This is a genomic window from Pseudomonas sp. TE6283, from assembly GCF_054060555.1.
The window spans coordinates 35,752-52,570 of the sequence record NZ_JBSSDH010000019.1 but is presented as its reverse complement, the minus strand read 5'-3'; the positions used below and the strand labels follow the sequence as shown (position 1 = coordinate 52,570).

Annotated in this window: 11 protein-coding genes; 5 read left to right on the top strand and 6 right to left on the bottom strand. The window is 66.1% G+C overall.

Going from position 1 to position 16,819, the window contains the following annotated elements:
* Window positions 1-27 precede the first annotated feature (27 nt).
* The 6 genes from ACVWZ5_RS21265 to mnxG form a co-directional block, all read right to left on the bottom strand.
* A complete protein-coding gene (locus tag ACVWZ5_RS21265; RefSeq protein ID WP_457340830.1) occupies window positions 28-684 on the bottom strand; it encodes an SCO family protein in 657 nt (218 codons plus the stop codon).
* A complete protein-coding gene (locus tag ACVWZ5_RS21260; protein WP_062574153.1) occupies window positions 681-1,334 on the bottom strand; it encodes an SCO family protein in 654 nt (217 codons plus the stop codon). The genes ACVWZ5_RS21265 and ACVWZ5_RS21260 overlap by 4 nt, the downstream gene beginning before the upstream one ends.
* The gene (locus ACVWZ5_RS21255; protein ID WP_457340829.1) at window positions 1,331-3,310 is read right to left on the bottom strand and encodes a cytochrome D1 domain-containing protein; all 1,980 of its coding nucleotides are present in this window, start codon (window positions 3,308-3,310) and stop codon (window positions 1,331-1,333) included. Before ACVWZ5_RS21255 ends, ACVWZ5_RS21260 begins: the two co-directional genes overlap by 4 nt.
* A gap of 313 nt (window positions 3,311-3,623) precedes the next feature.
* Complete coding sequence (locus tag ACVWZ5_RS21250; protein WP_280071035.1) at window positions 3,624-3,905, bottom strand: DUF3077 domain-containing protein; 282 nt, start codon at window positions 3,903-3,905, stop codon at window positions 3,624-3,626.
* A 147-nt stretch (window positions 3,906-4,052) separates the two neighbouring features.
* Window positions 4,053-4,286, bottom strand: a complete 234-nt coding sequence (locus ACVWZ5_RS21245) for a hypothetical protein (RefSeq protein WP_062574156.1) — start codon at window positions 4,284-4,286, stop codon at window positions 4,053-4,055.
* Window positions 4,287-4,711: 425 nt separating this feature from the next.
* Window positions 4,712-10,564: a manganese-oxidizing multicopper oxidase MnxG gene (gene mnxG, locus ACVWZ5_RS21240; protein WP_336197993.1), complete on the bottom strand. Its 5,853-nt coding sequence runs from the start codon at window positions 10,562-10,564 to the stop codon at window positions 4,712-4,714.
* Between the two features lie 743 nt (window positions 10,565-11,307).
* On the opposite strand from mnxG, the gene ACVWZ5_RS21235 reads away from it, so the two are divergent.
* The 5 genes from ACVWZ5_RS21235 (at window position 11,308) to ACVWZ5_RS21215 (ending at window position 16,740) form a co-directional block, all read left to right on the top strand.
* Window positions 11,308-12,369, top strand: a complete 1,062-nt coding sequence (locus tag ACVWZ5_RS21235) for a 3-deoxy-7-phosphoheptulonate synthase (protein ID WP_258800080.1) — start codon at window positions 11,308-11,310, stop codon at window positions 12,367-12,369.
* A 79-nt stretch (window positions 12,370-12,448) separates the two neighbouring features.
* Window positions 12,449-12,730 (top strand): peptidylprolyl isomerase, encoded by a 282-nt coding sequence (locus ACVWZ5_RS21230; protein WP_062574159.1) that lies wholly within the window; start codon window positions 12,449-12,451, stop codon window positions 12,728-12,730.
* A 13-nt stretch (window positions 12,731-12,743) separates the two neighbouring features.
* Window positions 12,744-14,669 carry an extracellular solute-binding protein gene (locus ACVWZ5_RS21225; RefSeq protein ID WP_084942116.1) on the top strand — a complete coding sequence of 642 codons (1,926 nt, stop codon included), beginning with the start codon at window positions 12,744-12,746 and terminating at the stop codon, window positions 14,667-14,669.
* Entirely contained in the window at window positions 14,666-15,724 is a 1,059-nt protein-coding gene (locus ACVWZ5_RS21220; protein ID WP_457340828.1) for a microcin C ABC transporter permease YejB, read from the top strand. Before ACVWZ5_RS21225 ends, ACVWZ5_RS21220 begins: the two co-directional genes overlap by 4 nt.
* Window positions 15,724-16,740 (top strand): ABC transporter permease, encoded by a 1,017-nt coding sequence (locus ACVWZ5_RS21215; protein ID WP_062574160.1) that lies wholly within the window; start codon window positions 15,724-15,726, stop codon window positions 16,738-16,740. The genes ACVWZ5_RS21220 and ACVWZ5_RS21215 overlap by 1 nt, the downstream gene beginning before the upstream one ends.
* Window positions 16,741-16,819: the final 79 nt, after the last annotated feature.

The window sequence follows — 16,819 nt, the reverse complement described above, 5'->3', positions numbered from 1 at the left end:
GGAGCGGCGGTGCGCCTGTTCATGCGCTCACCGCCCCGCCAGCGGCTGGGCCAGCAGTTGCATGCGCTGGGCAATCGCCGCCGGTGGCGCGTCCGGACGGATCTTGCTCCAGCGCTTGCCTGCCACGTCGCCGGCGATCAACTGCGTCGAATGCTGCTCGGGGCTGGGCAGGAACTGCCCCAGGCGCCCGAGCACCAGGTCGACGCTGGCCTTGTCGCCGGTCAGAAACAGCCAGTTCGGCCCGTCCACCTCTTGCTTGCGGGCAAACGCCTTGAGCACCTCGGGCGTGTCGTTCAACGGATCGCTGCTCACCGAGACGAAGGTCACCTGCGCCGCAAGCTCGGGCCCCATGGCCTCGCGCACCTCGCGCAACTTGCGGGTGATCAGCGGGCAGGCGTCGTTGCAGTGGGTGAAGATCACGTTGAGCATCACCACCTTGTCCTTGAGCACATCGCTGTAGAAGCGCAGCTCGCGGCCGTCCTGGTCCTTGAGCAGGGTGTCGGTGAACCAGGCCTGCGCATCGCGGGTGCCACCACCGCTGACCATGGCCTGGGGCGCGGGTTGCGGTGCCGGCGCGTGGCCTTCGTGGGCGAACGCGACCGAGGCGAGGATCCACAGGCAGCCACCGAGCACCAGCCAGTCGAGGCTGCGCATGCCGGCATGGCGAGAAGTCTGCGCGCTCATGGCTGTGCCTCCTGGCCGGCAATGGCTGTGCTCTTGGCGTGCACCCGGCGTGCGCTCAGGCGGTTGATCTCGCCGATCAGCACGTTGGGGTCGGTGAAGCCGTAATAACGCGTCCAGTGCCCGCTGCGACCGTCACCGACCAGGATCAGCGGCGGGTGTTCGCTGAGGTTGGCGCTGAAGCTGCCCAACCCCTTGAGCGTCTCGCTGATGGCATAGGGCGAGCCTGTCAGCCAGCTCCACCCCGGCCCGTGCTGGAACGCCCGGGCATACCCGGCCAGGCGTTTCGAATCATCGCGCTGCGGATCGACGCTGATCGACACCAGGCGGATCTCCTCGCCCACCCGCCCGCCCAGCTGCTGCTGGACCTTGCTCATGATCGACGAGACCACCGGGCACACCGTGGTGCAACTGGTGTAGATGAAGCCCATGACCACCAGGTGATCCCCCACCAGGTCCTTCTCCAGGCGTATCGGCATGCCGTCCTGATCCAGCAGCGCCACGTCGGCGAAGCGCACGCTGGCCTTTTCCTGGTGGGCGGCCGGTGGGGCTTCGGGCTGGCCGCCATGGTCGTGGCCGGCATGCGCCAAGGCCAGGTTGCTGGCCAGCAGCAGGCTCAAGCCGAACAGTTTTCCACCCTGCAGACGGTTCATCGCACACTCCTGGGTTCCCCTTGGGAAGCGGTTGGTGCCGTTGCGGCCGGCAGGACGCGCAGGCTGGTGTAGTTGTCTTCGGCGAAGCTGCGCCCGAGGGTGGGCGACTGCACATGCAGGTACCAGGCGCCAGCCGTGGCCAGTTCCAGCGGCGCCTGATAGAGCCCCTCGCCCACCTCGACCAGCGCTACATTGCGCGGCAGCGACGAAGGCGCCAGGAAGTAGCGCAGGCTCAGGTCTTCAAGCCCCTGGCGCGGCTTGCCGTCCTCACCGAGGATCCGCACCTGGGCCATGTAGGGCGCGTGCTGGCGCAACGGCCGGGCGGTGCCGATGAATTCGGCATGGGCACGCTTGCGCAGGCTCGACTGCGGCAGCGCCGCGACCTCGGTGCTGAAGCAGTGGATGATCTGCGGCTGGTTGAGCAGGAACGCCACGTCGAAGGTGCCGGCCGCCGGCAGCTTGACCGTCGAGCCATATACCCCCGGGGCCACCTCGCGCAGGCTACGGTCGATGACCAACGCGGCGCGGGCCTGGTGGCCGCGATTGTTGTAGCCCGACATCGGCGCGTTCATGCCCTCGGCGTAGAAGTAGGTGGTGTTGTCCACCGGGTTGACCACGAACACCGAGTTGTCGTCGCGGGAGATGCTCACGCCCTGGGCCAGCGGCAGGTCACCGGCCTGGCGCGGCGCCGCCGGGCCGGCCTCGAAGCCCTGGACGATCGGCGTGCGCCCCTGCCCCAGGCTTGCCAGGTTGATCATGCTCACCTTCGGCGAGGCCAGGCCGCGCACGTAGGCGTAGGCCTTGGTAAAGGTCAGCTGGTAGGGCTCGGCGGCCACCGGGATGCGGTGGATCAGCTGGTCGGTGCTGGCGTCGATCACCAGCGCCTGGTTCTCCAGGGTGTTGAGCACCACGCCGTAGCGGCCATCGTGGCTGAAGCGCATCGGCCCCAGGCCCTGCTCGGCCTTGACCGTGTGGCGCAGGCTATGGCTGCGCGCATCGATCACCCGCACGGTGCCCTCCTGGCCGTCGACCACGTACACCGCCTGTGACAAGGGCGAGTAGGCCACCGATAGCGGCTGCGGGCCGACCTCAAGCGTCTTCACCAGGCGCATCTGCGCGGTGTCGATGACACTCAGGGTGCCGACGTCGCGATTGCTGACGAAGGCGAAGCGCGAATCGGCGCTAAAGGCGATCTCGTGGTGGCCAGAACCGGTGACGAACGACTTGAGCATGCGCCGGCTGGGCACGTCGATCACCGTCACCCCGCCCTTGGCCGGGTCTTGGCTATTGTTGCCCACCCACAGCAGGCGCTGGTCGGGTTGCAGCGCCACCCGCAGCGGCTGCTCGCCGGCCTCCAGGGTGGCCACGCGGGTGAAGGTCTCGGTATCGATCAGCGCCACCTGGTTGCGTTCGGGCATGGACACGAACACCTGCTTGTCATCGCCCGTGGCCACCCAGTCCATGGGCCGTCCCGGCAGGTCGATGCGCGCCAGGGTGCTGGTGACCCCGCCTACCGACACGGTCGGGTCGATCACGGTAAGGCTGGCGTCCTTGTTCAGCACCAGCAGGAAGTAGCTGTTCAGATCGAGCAAAGGACGCGCGCCGATGCTGCTCTTGAGGAACAGCGCCACCCGCGCCTTGCAGCTGCTGTCGCGGTCGCCCACCGGTGCCGACTGCGCGGGGTCGAGCCAGGCGCCGGGAGCCATGCCCGACAGCGGCTGGCCACTGCTCTGGTCGCTGACCTTGAAACGGATATTGGCAAAGTCGCCCTCGCGCAGTTCGCCGCCGCTTAAGGGGCGCGCCTCGAACTCCACGGTCACGCCGTCGCGGCTGAGGGTGTGCAGGGCCTGGGGATCGGCGACCTCCTGCAGCAGTTCGCGGGGGTCGCACCAGAGCTTTTCGTAGGCCACGCCGAGGCCGATCAGCGCGGTGCCCAGCAGCAGGCCCAGGTAGGCTGGGCGCAGCTTGCGGTTCATGGCTGCGCTCCGCTGGCGGGGATGGGCGTGCACAGGGCAGCGCCTTCGAGCGGGATGACCATGCTGCACCTCCACGGGGCTCAAGGGTTCTGTGGAGGGTGGAAGCAAGCGCTATGCCATCAATAAAATTGTTTTGAATCAGAGTATTGGAGAAACAAGCTGAGAGCATTGGGGAGGCTGCCCCAAACACGGGGGCGCTTAGCGCCCCTTTCGCGGCACAAGGCCGCTTCTACAGAGGATCGCGTTTCCCTATAGGAGCGGCCTTGCCGAGGCGTCGGACCGGCCGGAAAGGGCTGCAAAGCAGCCCCGGCGATTACAAGCCGAGTGAGGCTTGATGCGCCATGCCCAATTCGGCATCGTCCATCAACGCCTTGGCCAAGGCACTGAGATAGTGGGCGGCCCAGACCATGCGTGGGTCGCTCTCCATCACCCCGACCAAGGTCAGGTGGCGCACGCAGTCCATCAGCTCCGAGGACTGTTCGCGGGCGTGCTGGCAGGGAATGCCGGGCTCGATGCAGAACAGGGGCTGGGTGTTGTTTTCACCTTGGTAGAAACGGGTCTTGCCGGCGGTGGTATGGGGGTCTTCTGGCGTCATGGGGATCTCCTTGAAAGGCCTTCACCTGGGTCGGCCTTATCGCGGGGCAAGCCCGCTCCCACGCTGTGAACTCAGCGTTGATTGACCATGGACTCAAGACGTGGGAGCGGGCTTGCCCCGCGATGAGGGCCGCCAGGCAACTCACACTCAGTGCAGGGTCGGCGCCTGCGCGGTCTTCTGTAACTGCGCCAGCGCCGAATCCAGCAGCGTGCGTACCGCCTCCATCTCATGCAGCGCAGCCAGTACCAGCATTGAGCCGGGGGACCGGGAGATGAGCGCGACGGATTGTTGGGTGACGGCCAGGGCGCAGAGCACGTGTTCGGTGGTCTGGACCAGGGTGTCTTCAAGGAGGGTGGGTGGGTCGGGGACAATTTTTAACATGATCTACTCCTGGGTTAGGCGACCACTCCCTGCTGTCAAACAGGAAGGTGGCAGCTGAACGTAGGTTGACAGACCGGCGGAGTTGATCAATAACCGGCGCACGCGAGCGTGCCCTACGCACAGCCGCCATAAAGGCATAGCCATGCGATCACCCCGTAGCGGCCTGTCAAAGCCATGTCGCTGATATGCAGCGACCCAGCGAGACTAGAGGGCAGTGATTGCCACCGCAACGGAAAAACGGCGCAGGCATTATCTTTGGGAAATGGACTACAAGGAAGCGGTTAAGTCTGATGTTTCAGGGTGGGAATGACCGCGTCAGGTCGGCCAGAGGCCTGTCTCTCTATCGCGTGTAGGCGACCAGGTGCAAGGCTGTCGCCAAACAACTGGTCGCCTCCCCCACTCCCAAGCCAGGCCACCTGCCCCCTTTACTGCGCCGGCGCCGTGGCCGGCGGGGCCTCGTTGGTCACCCGCAGGATGCCCCACAACCCCGAGGTATTTCCGTACGCGGCATAATCCCGGAACAGATAGTCTCCCGGAACCGCATTGGCCCCACCGGCGCTGGGCAACATGAAGCTGAAGTGCGCCGCCGGCAACACGCTCTCCTGCGCACCGATGTACATGGCCATAGGGTTGTAGCCGAACCGCACCGAGCCGATGCCTGGCATCCCCATGGGGTAGCCGTCCACATCGCTCTTCTCGGCCTGGTAGTTGTGCAACGGCCACAGGTGCCCGTCCAGCTGATAGGTCATGCCGCGGCTGCCGCCACTGGGCATGACGATGTGGTTGCGCACCGGTTGCCCAGGCTTGGCGTACAGCACAGGTGTCTGCGGATCACCGCCAACCAGGGCATTGCTGTAGGCCATGTGCGCGTTGGGGATGTCGGCGAAACCCAACCCGTCGGCATGGCCGAACGGCGAGTCCGGGGCCATGCCGAAACGCAGCCACAACGGCTCGGTCTTGTAGTTGACCGCCATGTTGCCGTTGTCCTGCGGATCGCCCGCCGCACCGTTGCCCTCGGTATTGATACCCGCCACCGGCGCGCCGTCGGCCCAGCGCATGTTCAGCGCCCGCTGCCACACGGTGACGAAGTCACGGTAGTCCGCCTGACCACTGACCTTCACCGTGGCCTGGGCACGGCTGGCGGTGTCCTCGGTCCAGGTGGCGCTCTGCGGCAAGATGCTCATGGCGCCCACCAGGCCCTTCTGCGGCTGCTTGATGACATCGGCCGGGGTCAGGTTGAGGCCGCCGAACTCGATGGCGGTTGTGTTGATGTTGTCCACTGTACGACCCAGTTGCAGGGTCGGCTTGCCCTCGCGCTCCAGATGCCCGGCGTAGTACTGGTACACCTTGGTCGGATACGCGCCGCTGCCGCCGGTGCGCGGCGGCACGGTCTGCACCGGGTTGAGCCCGACGTTGACGCCGTCCGACTTGGTGATGTCGTACGCCAGCAACTGCGCGTGCAGGCCAACATGACTGGACGGGCGCATCAGGTTGTTGGCGAAGGCCGTGGCGCCTTCACTGGCGAAGCGATCGCGTTTGACCACGTTGTGCATCACCGCAGTGCTGGGCAGGTCGGGCATCACCAGCGGCAGGCGGTTTTCCAGGGTGACGCTGATGCAATCGCCGGCATTGGCGCGCAGGATCAATGGCTCCACCGGCACGCCGGCCTTGAGCTTGCCGCTGCTTGGGTCGAGATCGGCCTTGCGCACATAGAGGATCGCAGTCGGGTCGTGCAGCGGCGCGCCATGGCCCCCGATGGTGAAGGTCTCGCCATCCTCCGGGTCGACCCCGCTCACCAGCGGGATGCTGGTGCGCCGACTGTTGAACACCAGCGTGCCACCGTTGGCCTTGAGCGGGCCGCCGACATGCTGGCCGACGCCGTTCGGGTCGCTGATGGTCACGCTGCTACGGTTCTCGAGGATATCGTTGGCCAGCGCCGCGACCACTTCATAGCTCCGTTTGACCGTTGGCCGTGTGCCGATGCCATTGGCGTTGGCCGTGGTTTTCGGGCAGATGCCGTCGAAGTTCACGGTGTTGCGCATGGCCACCGGCTGCGGGTTGTTGGGCAGCGGGAACAGGTCGGCACGCTGAGCGGTGTAGTTGCGCATGATGCCCCAGATGCCGTTCCAATAGCCCTCCAGTGCCGCGTCCAGCGAATACAGGTAGTCGCCGTTGGTGGCGGCGGAGCTGGAGATCATCGATACCGGTGCCATGAAGCCCAGTTGTTCGGAGATGCCGATCATCTGCGACGACTTCCATCCCGAATTGGAACTGTTGCCGAAGCCCGAGCCGTTCTGCAGCCACTTGACCCCGTGCAGGGTGACGTTGTGCTCCTCTTCATGGCCACCGGCATGCATGCGCAGGCGCACGTTGTCGCCTGAATAGGTACGCAGCATCGGTGTGAACGGGTCGCCCGGCTCGCTGCCGGCCTTGTTGATGTGCGGTGGGAACAGCGTGGTGCCGCCGGTGGGACCCACCGCCTGGGTAATCGCCGACGGTGCCAGGTTCATCGCCGGGATGGCACGGTCGGTACGGGTCTGCAAGGCGTAGCCCAGGTCGCCACCAAGGCCGTCGGCCTGCATGCCGCGCTTGCCGTCGGGACCGACCTTGTCAGGATCGAACACCCGCAGCGCCAGGGGCTCGTTGCGGTAGTTGACGACGAACATCCCAGGATCATCCACCGAAATCGCCTGCGGGCATGGCCTGCTCGGACAGCCGGGGTTGATGCCACCGCGTTCCTCGACAATGGCCTCCAGCAGGGTGGACGCCTTGCCCCGCACCGGCGGATTGATGGCATAGCGGAAGCTGTCGGCGGTCGGCGGGTACGCCTGGCCATCAGGTACACCGTCAGGCCCTGCGCCGACATATACACCCGCCTCGTAGGCGTGCTGGAAGTCGCTGTACTCAAGGAAGAACTCGCGATAGCTGTCGTTTTTGCCATCGCCGTCGTGGTCACCGGTCTGGATGACCGCCTGCCACGAGGTCGGCCCGCCGTCCTGGCGGGTGGCCGGGTTGTACAGCTGCTCGCCGGTCTCGGCGTGGTACCAGGTGGAACCGGCGGGCTCGGCCAGCACGGTTGCATACAGCCCCAGTTGTTGGTGGGTCGATGGGCCGAGGTGGTCATGGGTGAAGATGGTGCCCAGGCCACGATCGACGTTGTACACGTTCACCAGCGGGTCGGCGAACCAGCGTTGCATTGCGCTGCGCGCGCCGAGCCAATCGGCCCGGCCGAAGCGCCCGAAATACGGATGCTGCTTGGCTTTCGGGCAGGCGGCGGTACCGTCGCGGGTGTCGCCCTCGGTGCAGTTGTTGAAGCTGCGGATGGCGTGCACACGCTCGACCACGCTGCCGGGCGAGAGGATACCGTCCTCGTAGTTCCAGCCGTTGGCAGAGCCGTCGGCGGCGGTCAGGTCCCATTTGGGCAGGTGGATATGCTGGCCGATCACGTCGGTCGGCGTGCGCACCTGGTAGTCGTCCATCTCATAGAACGACGGGATCAGGTTGGTATGCACGTACTGGGTGCAGTCGAAGGTGTTCATGCGCATCACCAGCGGTTCCGGCGGGCGCTGCTTGGTGATCACCGGCCAGGCGTCTTCCCACAGGGCGAGGATGCGCGCCTGCGGGAAGTGGTAGCCAACCTTGTTGTACACCGCGTCGAACTGGATGTTGGCCGCCTTGTAGATGCGCGGGCGGTCGGCGGTGAACGTGGACGAACCGCGGAAACTCATGCCGGTGAGGTTTTCGCCGCTGAAGAACTCGCCGACGCCCGAGGACTGGGTCAGGCGCTTGCCGCGGTCATCCATGCACGGCTCGTAGAACGGCGCGCCCGCCGTGGGCAAGGCGCCGTTGGTGCGAAAGGCCTTGGCCACCGGCGCGCCGCCGGGGATCAGGGCAAAGCTTGGATGCTCGGCCTTGGCGTGGAACTGCATGGCAGCCTGCTCGACCTCGGTGCCCTCCTCGGGCAGGTAGATCGGCTTGGCCTTGTGCACCACCTTGGAGAAATCCAGCTTGGTGGTGGTGGTCACGGCCTCGCCACCGGCAGACACACCGTCGAGGGTGTGCCGGCCCAGGCCGCCGTCCCAGCCGTCGACCTGGTTGGGGTCGAGGTTGGCCCACAGCGCCTTGCCGCTGTCCTTGAGCTGGCGGGCCAGGGCCGGGTCGAGCATGTCCAGCGGTGGGGTCGGCGGGCGCTGGCCGACGCTGCTTTCCATGCCGCCAATCCAGAACGGGTAGCCGGGGTTCTTCAGGCTGCCGTCGGCGTTGCGATTGGTCTCGCTGCGGTCGACCAGGGCCAGGGAACCGACGGCGCGCGGGATGGGCGGTTGATCCGGATGATCATCGCCCTCCTCCTCTTCATCGTCATCTTCATGCCCGGCGACCAGGGTCTCGGACAGCTTGGGCACCACGGTGACCTTGCCCGGCATCGGCGCCATGGCCTTGCCCGGCAACGGCACGATGGCCGGGATCGGCGTGCCGGCGATGATCTCGCCGTCCGGCAGCGCACGGGCGCCCTGGGCCGGCTTGCCATTGCGCAAGGCGAACGGCGTGCTGTGGAAGCCGTTGGCGCCCTCGCCACTGACCTCCAGGCGGGTACCCGGTTCGAACACATCGTGCACCCGCCACATGGCCCACATGCCCTGGGCGAAGTGCGGATAGAAATGGCAGTGATAGATGGCGTCGCCCGCCACCCGGTTGCGGTTGCCCGAACCGCCGTTGGCGATCTCGTAGGTGTAGCCCACGCCCGGGCCAATGCCCTGGGCGTCGATGTAGTCGGAATTGTCGTCGTTGGGATTGAACAGCCACTGGTGTCCGTGCAGGTGGAAGATGTGCTGCTCGTGGCCGTTGTGGGTGTTGCGAAACTTGGTGAAGTCGCCGATGTAGCTGTGGTGCACGTTGGCGGGCTCGGCCGGGTACAGGGCCATGGTTGCCTTGACCCCGGTGGCGCTGGCCGGCGGCGTTTCGCCAGGACGGATGTGCTCCAGCCCAACGTTGGCCGGGATATCCACCAACGTCCCGACATCGCCGACGGTATGGGCGCTGAGGAAGAATTCCTCGTAGGCGCACGACAGGCAATCGTGCATCGGCCCGACGCCGAGTCGGTTGGCCACCACCTCCGCCCCCATGCCGCCGGAGCCATAGTTGATCATGAACGAATCGCGGGTCGGCTCCAGCACATGCCCCATTACCGGGTCTGCCCAGTAGCCAGGGAATGCCTGGGTGCCTGCCACTTCGTCGGCAAACTGCGAGGCGAAGTCGCGAAACGCCTCGAGCCGGTTGGGCAACGCAGGGTTGCGCTTGCCGACGCTTTCCAGCGGGTAGGTGGCTTTCGGGAAACTGCCGTCGGGATTCGGCCCCATGACGATGGCGTCAGTCTCGCTGTTGAGTATCTCGTTGCCGTCGACCATGGCGATGATCGGCTTGCCGGCCTTGCCCTCGGCGATCCACGGCTGGGCCTGCGGATAGCGCGCCTCGTAGTCGATCACCGGCTGACCGGTGGCGGTGCGGCCGGTGGTGGCCAGGCGCATTTCCTCCTCGGTCAGGGTGTTGCGATAGGTGCGGCCGGCCTTGGGCACCACCACCACCTGGCCGAACAGGCCATTGGCGACGTTGCCGGCATTACCTTCGCCGCCGAACGGCGCACCGCGACTGGACACGGCGAAGGCGCCCTCGCGTTCGGCATACAACGTGTAACTGCGAGTGCTGCCAGGGGCCACCAGAAAGTTGCCGTTGCGCCCGGTGTCGGCCGAAATATCAGCGATGGTGTTGACCGCCTGCATGCCATTCACCTGGAAGCCCACGTGACGGTCGCGGACCTGTTCGTCGGCAACGAAGTGCTCGCCACCTTCGTTCTCGACCTCGGCGCCCTCTTCTTCCTCGCCTTCGACCCCGGCTTCGTCGTGGTCGATACCGTGCTTGTTGGGGTTGGCCTGGTAGGCCAGCAGGTTGGTCAGGTTGACCGTCAGGCAGTCACCGGCGGCCACCCGCAGCACGATCGGCCGCGGGCGCTTGTCCGGGCGCAGGGTGACCTTGCCCGGCACCGCGGCGCCGCCCTTGCCCAAGGGCACCTGGTGCTCATCCACCACGTCCTGGCGCAGGGCGTACATCATGCCGTTGGCGTTCTGCGCGCCGAGGCGGTTGAACATCAGCGGCTGATCCAGCGCCACCACGTTGGCCACCAGCGTGCGCTGGCACTGCACCGCGGCCTCGCTGGAGACCTGCCAGCCCAGCAGGGCCAGCAGGAAGGTGGACAGGACCGGGCCTTTGCGAGGGGTCGACATGGGGCACCTCCGGAAACACAGGAATATGCACAAAGGTGAGCAAGGGCCATGCCAGCCAATTAACTGATATTTTTCAATAGGTTATGAATTATGACGATACGATTCGGGGAAAATCACCCAGTGGCATGCCCCGGATCAGGGGCTGCTGCGCAGGCCTTTGCCAGCACATTCCCGTGGGAGCCAGCTTGCCGGCGATAAGGCCAGTACAGGAACCCAATGACCCCAATAGCATTTAGTGATTGAACGCCAACGCAAAGGTGCAGTAAGCTCGGTCCCAATCACTGGAGAGCAACATGTCGAAACAAACCCGCAACCACGCCAACCACACCGGTCGCTCCGCGCACCGCGTGCTGGCCGTTGCCGGTCGTAACGCCGTTGCCAGCTTTTATTTTGGGTATTGGTTTAGCCACTAGGCGCCGATGACCCATCCGGCGCCCACCTTCGAGGGGCCGCCGAACATGAGAATACTCAAACCCCCGGTCGGCTCCCCGACCGGGGGTTTTGCTTTTCCGGACCCAAGAAACATACCGATTACCTTGAGGACAGCGACATGAACTACACCACCTACTACCGCACCTATGCATGGCGATTTAGCCAGTTCCGTTCGGGCCAGCCTGCCGCCTCCGTTCGGTCGATTTCCGGTGGCAATGCCCCACAAACACCCCATTTGACGATCAGTCGAACACCTCGATAGGGCCGACGACGCGGGCCAGAACCCGCTGTCCGCCCAGGGAAAAAACGCCATGCAAGCCTCGAACCTCGCCCTGCCCCTGACCCAGCCGCACGCTGCCAACACCACCGTCAGCCAGCGCCTGCCCAGCCCGCACCTGCTCAAGCAGCAGATGCCGCTGTCCTGCGAACTCACCCAGCAAGTCCACGCTCACCGCCAGGCAATCCGCGCCATCCTCGAAGGCCGCGACGCACGTCTGCTGGTGGTGGTCGGCCCTTGCTCGATCCATGACCCGCGCTCGGCCCTCGAATACGCCGACCGCCTGGCCGCGCTCAGCCGCGAAGTCGACGACAAGCTGCTGCTGGTGATGCGCGCCTACGTGGAAAAACCGCGCACCACCGTGGGCTGGAAAGGCCTGGCCTACGATCCGCACCTCGACGGCAGCGACGATATGCACGCCGGCATCGCCCTGTCTCGCGGCCTGATGCTGGGTATGCTCGAACGCGGCCTGCCGATCGCCACCGAGCTGCTGCAGCCGATGGCCGCCGGCTACTTCGACGACCTGCTGGGCTGGGCCGCCATCGGCGCGCGCACCACCGAATCGCAAATCCACCGCGAGATGGTCAGCGGCCTCGAGCTGCCGGTCGGCTTCAAGAATGGCACCGACGGCGGTATCGGCATCGCCTGCGACGCCATGCGCAGCGCCGCCCACCCGCACCGTCACTTCGGCATGGACGTCCAAGGCCACCCGGCGATCATCGAGACCCTGGGCAACCCCGACACCCACCTGGTGCTGCGCGGCGGGCACCAGGGCTCGAACTACGACGCCCAGAGCGTCGCCCTGGCCCGCCAGGGCCTGGCCAAGGCCGGGCTGGCGCCACGGATCATGGTCGACTGCAGCCACGCCAACAGCGGCAAGGACCCGGCTCGCCAGCCGGCGGTGTTCGAGGATGTGCTGGCCCAGCGCCTGGCCGGCGACCGTTCGCTGGTCGGGGTGATGCTCGAAGGGCACCTGTTCGATGGCTGCCAGGCCCTGGGCAAGGGCGCGCTGAAGTACGGCGTGTCGATCACCGACGGCTGCCTGGGCTGGGAGGCGACCGAGGCCTTGCTGCGCGAGGCCGCCGCTCGCCTGTAGGCCTCTATGGCAAGCCTTGCGAGACACGGCACGATCAAGTGCGCTAGGCTTGCCTTTTCGATCCCAAGGAGCAGTACCCATGGCCCGAGCCACCGCCCGCCACATCCTGGTTTCTACTGAAGACAAGTGCAACGAACTCAAAGCGCAGATCGAAGCCGGCGCCGACTTTGCCGAAGTCGCCAAGGCCAACTCCAGCTGCCCGTCCAGCCGCCAGGGCGGCGACCTCGGCTCGTTCGGCCCGGGCCAGATGGTTCGCGAGTTCGACACCGTGGTCTTCAGCGCGCCGCTGAATGTCGTCCAGGGTCCGGTGAAGACCCAGTTCGGCTACCACCTGCTGGAAGTGACCAGCCGTCAGGACTAAGTCATCGCAGCCGATGACGTACCCTGTGGGAGCGGGTTCACCCGCGAATACGCCGGTCCATGCAACATCGTTGCCTGAGCTGACGCATTCGCGGGTAAACCCGCTCCCACAGTTGTTGTGTGGGTTCATGCTGTTGTGCCTGACTGCCACCTCCCATGCCGCCCCCACCCACGCCCTCACCGTCTACGCCGAAGCCCCGCGCTACCCCGCGAACTTCCGCCATTTCGACTACGTCAACCCCGACGCCCCCAAGGGCGGCAGCCTGCGCCGCTCGGCCATCGAGATCGGCCAGTTCGACCATGTGCTGCCCTACATCGACAAAGGCATCGGCGTCAGCCAGGTCGATGGCTGGTTGTACGCACCGCTGGCCGTGCGCTCGCTTGATGAGCCCTACACCGTCTACGGCCTTATCGCCCGGCGCATGGAGCGCGGCCCCGATGACGCCTGGCTGCGCTTCTACCTCGACCCCCGCGCCACCTTCGCCGACGGCAAGCCGGTACGGGCCGAAGACGTACGCTTCAGCTACGAGCGGCTGATGAACCAGGGCAGCCTCAAGTTTCGCACCCAGTTCGCCGATGTCGCCGCGGTCACGGTCGAGGGCCCGCGCCAGGTGCGCTTCGACTTGAAACAGCCCCATGGCCGTACGCTCCCCCTTGAACTGGCCGGCCTGCCGGTGCTGCCCGAGCACGACTGGCAGCATCGCGACTTCGCCAACGGAGCCGGCTTCGACAAGCCGGTGGGCAGCGGCCCCTACCGCATCAGCAGGATCGACAACGGCCGCAGCATCACCTTCGAGCGCGATGCGACCTGGTGGGCGCGGGATTTGCCGGTCGCCCGCGGGCTGTACAACTTTGACCGCATCGGCGTCGAATTCTTCGGTGACACCGAGGTGGCCCGCCAGGTGCTCAAGGGTGGAGGCTACGACTACAACCGCGAGTATTCCGCCACCGCCTACACCCTCGGCTACAACGGTGCCCCGCTGGATGACGGGCGCCTGCAGCGCGCCCACCTGGCCCCGGCCAAGCCGCAGATCGCCCAGGGCTTCGTGTTCAATCTGGACCAGCCGCAGTTCAAGGACCGCCGCGTGCGCCAGGCCCTGGCCATGCTCTGGGACTTCGAATGGAGCAACCGGCAGATGATGCGCAACATGTACATCCGCCAGCAGAGCCTTTACTCGAACACCCCCCTGGCTGCCTGCGCCCTGCCCGACGCCGAGGAACTCAAGCTGCTCGAACCGCTGCGCGGCCAGGTGCCGGACCAGGTGTTCAGCCAGGTATTCAACGCACCGGTCACCGATGGCTCCGGCATCATCCGCCAGCAGCAACTGCAGGCCCTGGCCTTGCTGCAGGACGCCGGCTGGCATCCCCAGGGCGATCGGCTGGTCAACGCCCAGGGCCAGCCGTTGAGCTTCACCTTCCTCAATGGCCAGTCGGGGATGGAACGCCTGCTGCTGCCGTGGAAGCGCAACCTGGCGCAGATCGGCGTCGAACTGAACATCCGCAACGTCGACGCCGCCCAGTACGTCAACCGGCTGATGGCCCGCGACTACGACATGATCGTCACCGGCTACCCGGTGACCCTGTCGCCGGGCAGCGAGCAGTACAACTACTTCGGCTCCGCCGCGGCCAATGATCCGGGCTCGAACAACCTGATGGTGCTCAAGGACCCGGCGGTGGACCGCCTGCTCGACGGCCTGGTACGCGCCACCAGCCAGGCCGACATGCTGCGCCACGCCCGCGCCCTGGACCGGGTGCTGCAATGGAACTACTACTGGATTCCCAACTACTACCCGCCGGGCAGCTCGACGGTGTGGTGGAACCGCTTCGGCCTGCCCAAGGTACAGCCGGCCTATGACGAAGGCCTGGACACCTGGTGGGAAGTCAGCCCCCGGGCCCTGACCAACCCGCAGATGGCCGAGCGCTTGCGGAGCATGCCATGACCACCTACATCCTGCGCCGCCTGCTGCTGATCATCCCCACCTTGCTGGCCATCCTGCTGGTGAACTTCGCCATCGTCCAGGCCGCGCCCGGCGGGCCGGTGGAACAGGCCGTGGCGCGCCTGCAGGGCATCGGCGGCGGCGCGGCGGGTGCCCGCGTCGAGGCGGTACAGGGCGAGTCCCGCGCCACCCGCGGCCTGGACCCGAAGCTGATCGAGGAGATCAAGCGCCAGTACGGTTTCGACAAGTCCGCGCCCGAACGGCTGTGGCTGATGCTCGGCCAGTATGCACGGCTGGACTTCGGCCAGAGTTTCTTTCGCGGCGCCACGGTCACCGAGCTGATCGTGCAGAAGTTGCCGGTGACCCTGTCGCTGGGCTTCTGGGCAACGCTGATCACCTACCTGGTGTCGATCCCGCTGGGCATCCGCAAGGCGGTGCGCCATGGCAGCCGTTTCGACGCCTGGAGCAGCGCGCTGATCGTGATCGGCTACGCCCTGCCCTCGTTCCTGTTCGCCCTGCTGCTGATCGTGCTGTTCGCCGGCGGCACCTCGCTCAACTGGTTCCCGGTGCGCGGCCTGGTGTCGGAGGACTTCGACCAGCTCAGCCTGCTGGGCAAGGTCGCCGACTACTTCTGGCACCTGGTGCTGCCGGTTGGCGCCCTGGTGATCGGCGGCTTCGCCACCCTCACCCTGCTGACCAAGAACGCCTTCCTCGACGAGATCGCCCGCCAGTATGTGGTCACCGCACGGGCCAAGGGCCTGAGCGAGCGCCGGGTGCTGTACGGCCATGTACTGCGCAACGCCATGCTGCTGGTGGTGGCCGGCCTGCCCCAGGCATTGATCACGGTGTTCTTCGCAGGCTCGCTGCTGATCGAAGTGATCTTCTCCCTCGACGGCCTCGGGCGCATGAGCTACGAGGCAGCGGTGTCGCGGGACTACCCGGTGGTGTTCGGCACGTTGTTCATCTTCACCCTGGCCGGGCTGCTGATCCGCCTGCTGGGCGACCTGTGCTACACGGTGCTCGACCCGCGCATCGACTTCGACGCGAGGGGCCGCTGATGTTCTCGCCCATCGCCCGGCGCCGTCTGCGACGTTTTCGCGACAATCGCCGCGGCTGGATATCGCTGTGGCTGTTCGCCGGCTTGTTGCTGCTGAGCCTGGGCGCGGAACTGGTGGCCAATGACAAGCCCTTGCTGCTGGGCTACCAGGGCGAGCTGTACACCCCGGCGCTCAAGCGCTACACCGAGCAGCAGTTCGGCGGGCAGCTGCCGTTCCAGCCCGACTACCGCAGCCAGTACGTGCGCCAGCTGATCGAGGGCCAGGGCGGCTGGATGCTGTTCGCGCCCATCCCATTCAGCGCCGATACCCCCAACTACGACCTGCAGGTGCCCACCCCCAGCCCGCCCAGCGCGAGCAACTGGCTGGGCACCGACGACCAGGGCCGCGACGTGCTGGCGCGGGTGTTGTATGGCACACGGGTGTCGCTGTTGTTCGCCTTCGCCCTGACCCTGCTCAGCGTGCTGATCGGCGTGACGGCCGGTGCCCTGCAGGGCTACCACGGTGGCTGGGTCGACCTGTTCGGCCAGCGCCTGCTGGAAGTGTGGTCGGGATTGCCGGTGCTGTACCTGCTGATCATCCTGTCAGGATTCGTCGAGCCGGATTTCTGGTGGCTGCTGGGGATCATGGCGCTGTTCTCCTGGCTGACCCTGGTCGATGTGGTGCGCGCCGAATTCCTCCGCGGGCGCAACCTGGAATACGTCAAGGCGGCCCGGGCCCTGGGGCTTTCGGACACCCAGGTGATGCTGCGGCATATCCTGCCCAACGCCCTCAACGCGACCCTGACCTATATCCCCTTCATGCTCACCGGGGCGATCACCACCCTCACCGCGCTGGATTTTCTCGGCTTCGGCATGCCCGCCGGCAGCGCTTCGCTGGGCGAGCTGGTGACCCAGGGCAAGCAGCACCTCGAGGCGCCGTGGCTGGGCTTTACCGCGTTCTTTGCCCTGGCGCTGATCCTGTCGTTGCTGGTATTTATCGGCGATGCGCTGCGCGAGGCGTTCGATCCCCGCTCATAGCCTTACCTCGGTCACTGTGGGAGCGGCCCTATCGCGACACAAGGCCGCTCCTACAGGGGCGCACGACACTTGGCTCAAC

Excerpts from the sequence above, each read along its gene's own strand:
- ACVWZ5_RS21265 (WP_457340830.1), bottom strand. The coding sequence starts at position 684 with ATGAGCGCGCAGACTTCTCGCCATGCCGGCATGCGCAGCCTCGACTGG.
- ACVWZ5_RS21260 (WP_062574153.1), bottom strand. The coding sequence starts at position 1,334 with ATGAACCGTCTGCAGGGTGGAAAACTGTTCGGCTTGAGCCTGCTGCTG.
- ACVWZ5_RS21255 (WP_457340829.1), bottom strand. The coding sequence starts at position 3,310 with ATGAACCGCAAGCTGCGCCCAGCCTACCTGGGCCTGCTGCTGGGCACC.
- ACVWZ5_RS21250 (WP_280071035.1), bottom strand. The coding sequence starts at position 3,905 with ATGACGCCAGAAGACCCCCATACCACCGCCGGCAAGACCCGTTTCTAC.
- ACVWZ5_RS21245 (WP_062574156.1), bottom strand. The coding sequence starts at position 4,286 with ATGTTAAAAATTGTCCCCGACCCACCCACCCTCCTTGAAGACACCCTG.
- mnxG (WP_336197993.1), bottom strand. The coding sequence starts at position 10,564 with ATGTCGACCCCTCGCAAAGGCCCGGTCCTGTCCACCTTCCTGCTGGCC.
- ACVWZ5_RS21235 (WP_258800080.1), top strand. The coding sequence starts at position 11,308 with ATGCAAGCCTCGAACCTCGCCCTGCCCCTGACCCAGCCGCACGCTGCC.
- ACVWZ5_RS21230 (WP_062574159.1), top strand. The coding sequence starts at position 12,449 with ATGGCCCGAGCCACCGCCCGCCACATCCTGGTTTCTACTGAAGACAAG.
- ACVWZ5_RS21225 (WP_084942116.1), top strand. The coding sequence starts at position 12,744 with ATGACGTACCCTGTGGGAGCGGGTTCACCCGCGAATACGCCGGTCCAT.
- ACVWZ5_RS21220 (WP_457340828.1), top strand. The coding sequence starts at position 14,666 with ATGACCACCTACATCCTGCGCCGCCTGCTGCTGATCATCCCCACCTTG.
- ACVWZ5_RS21215 (WP_062574160.1), top strand. The coding sequence starts at position 15,724 with ATGTTCTCGCCCATCGCCCGGCGCCGTCTGCGACGTTTTCGCGACAAT.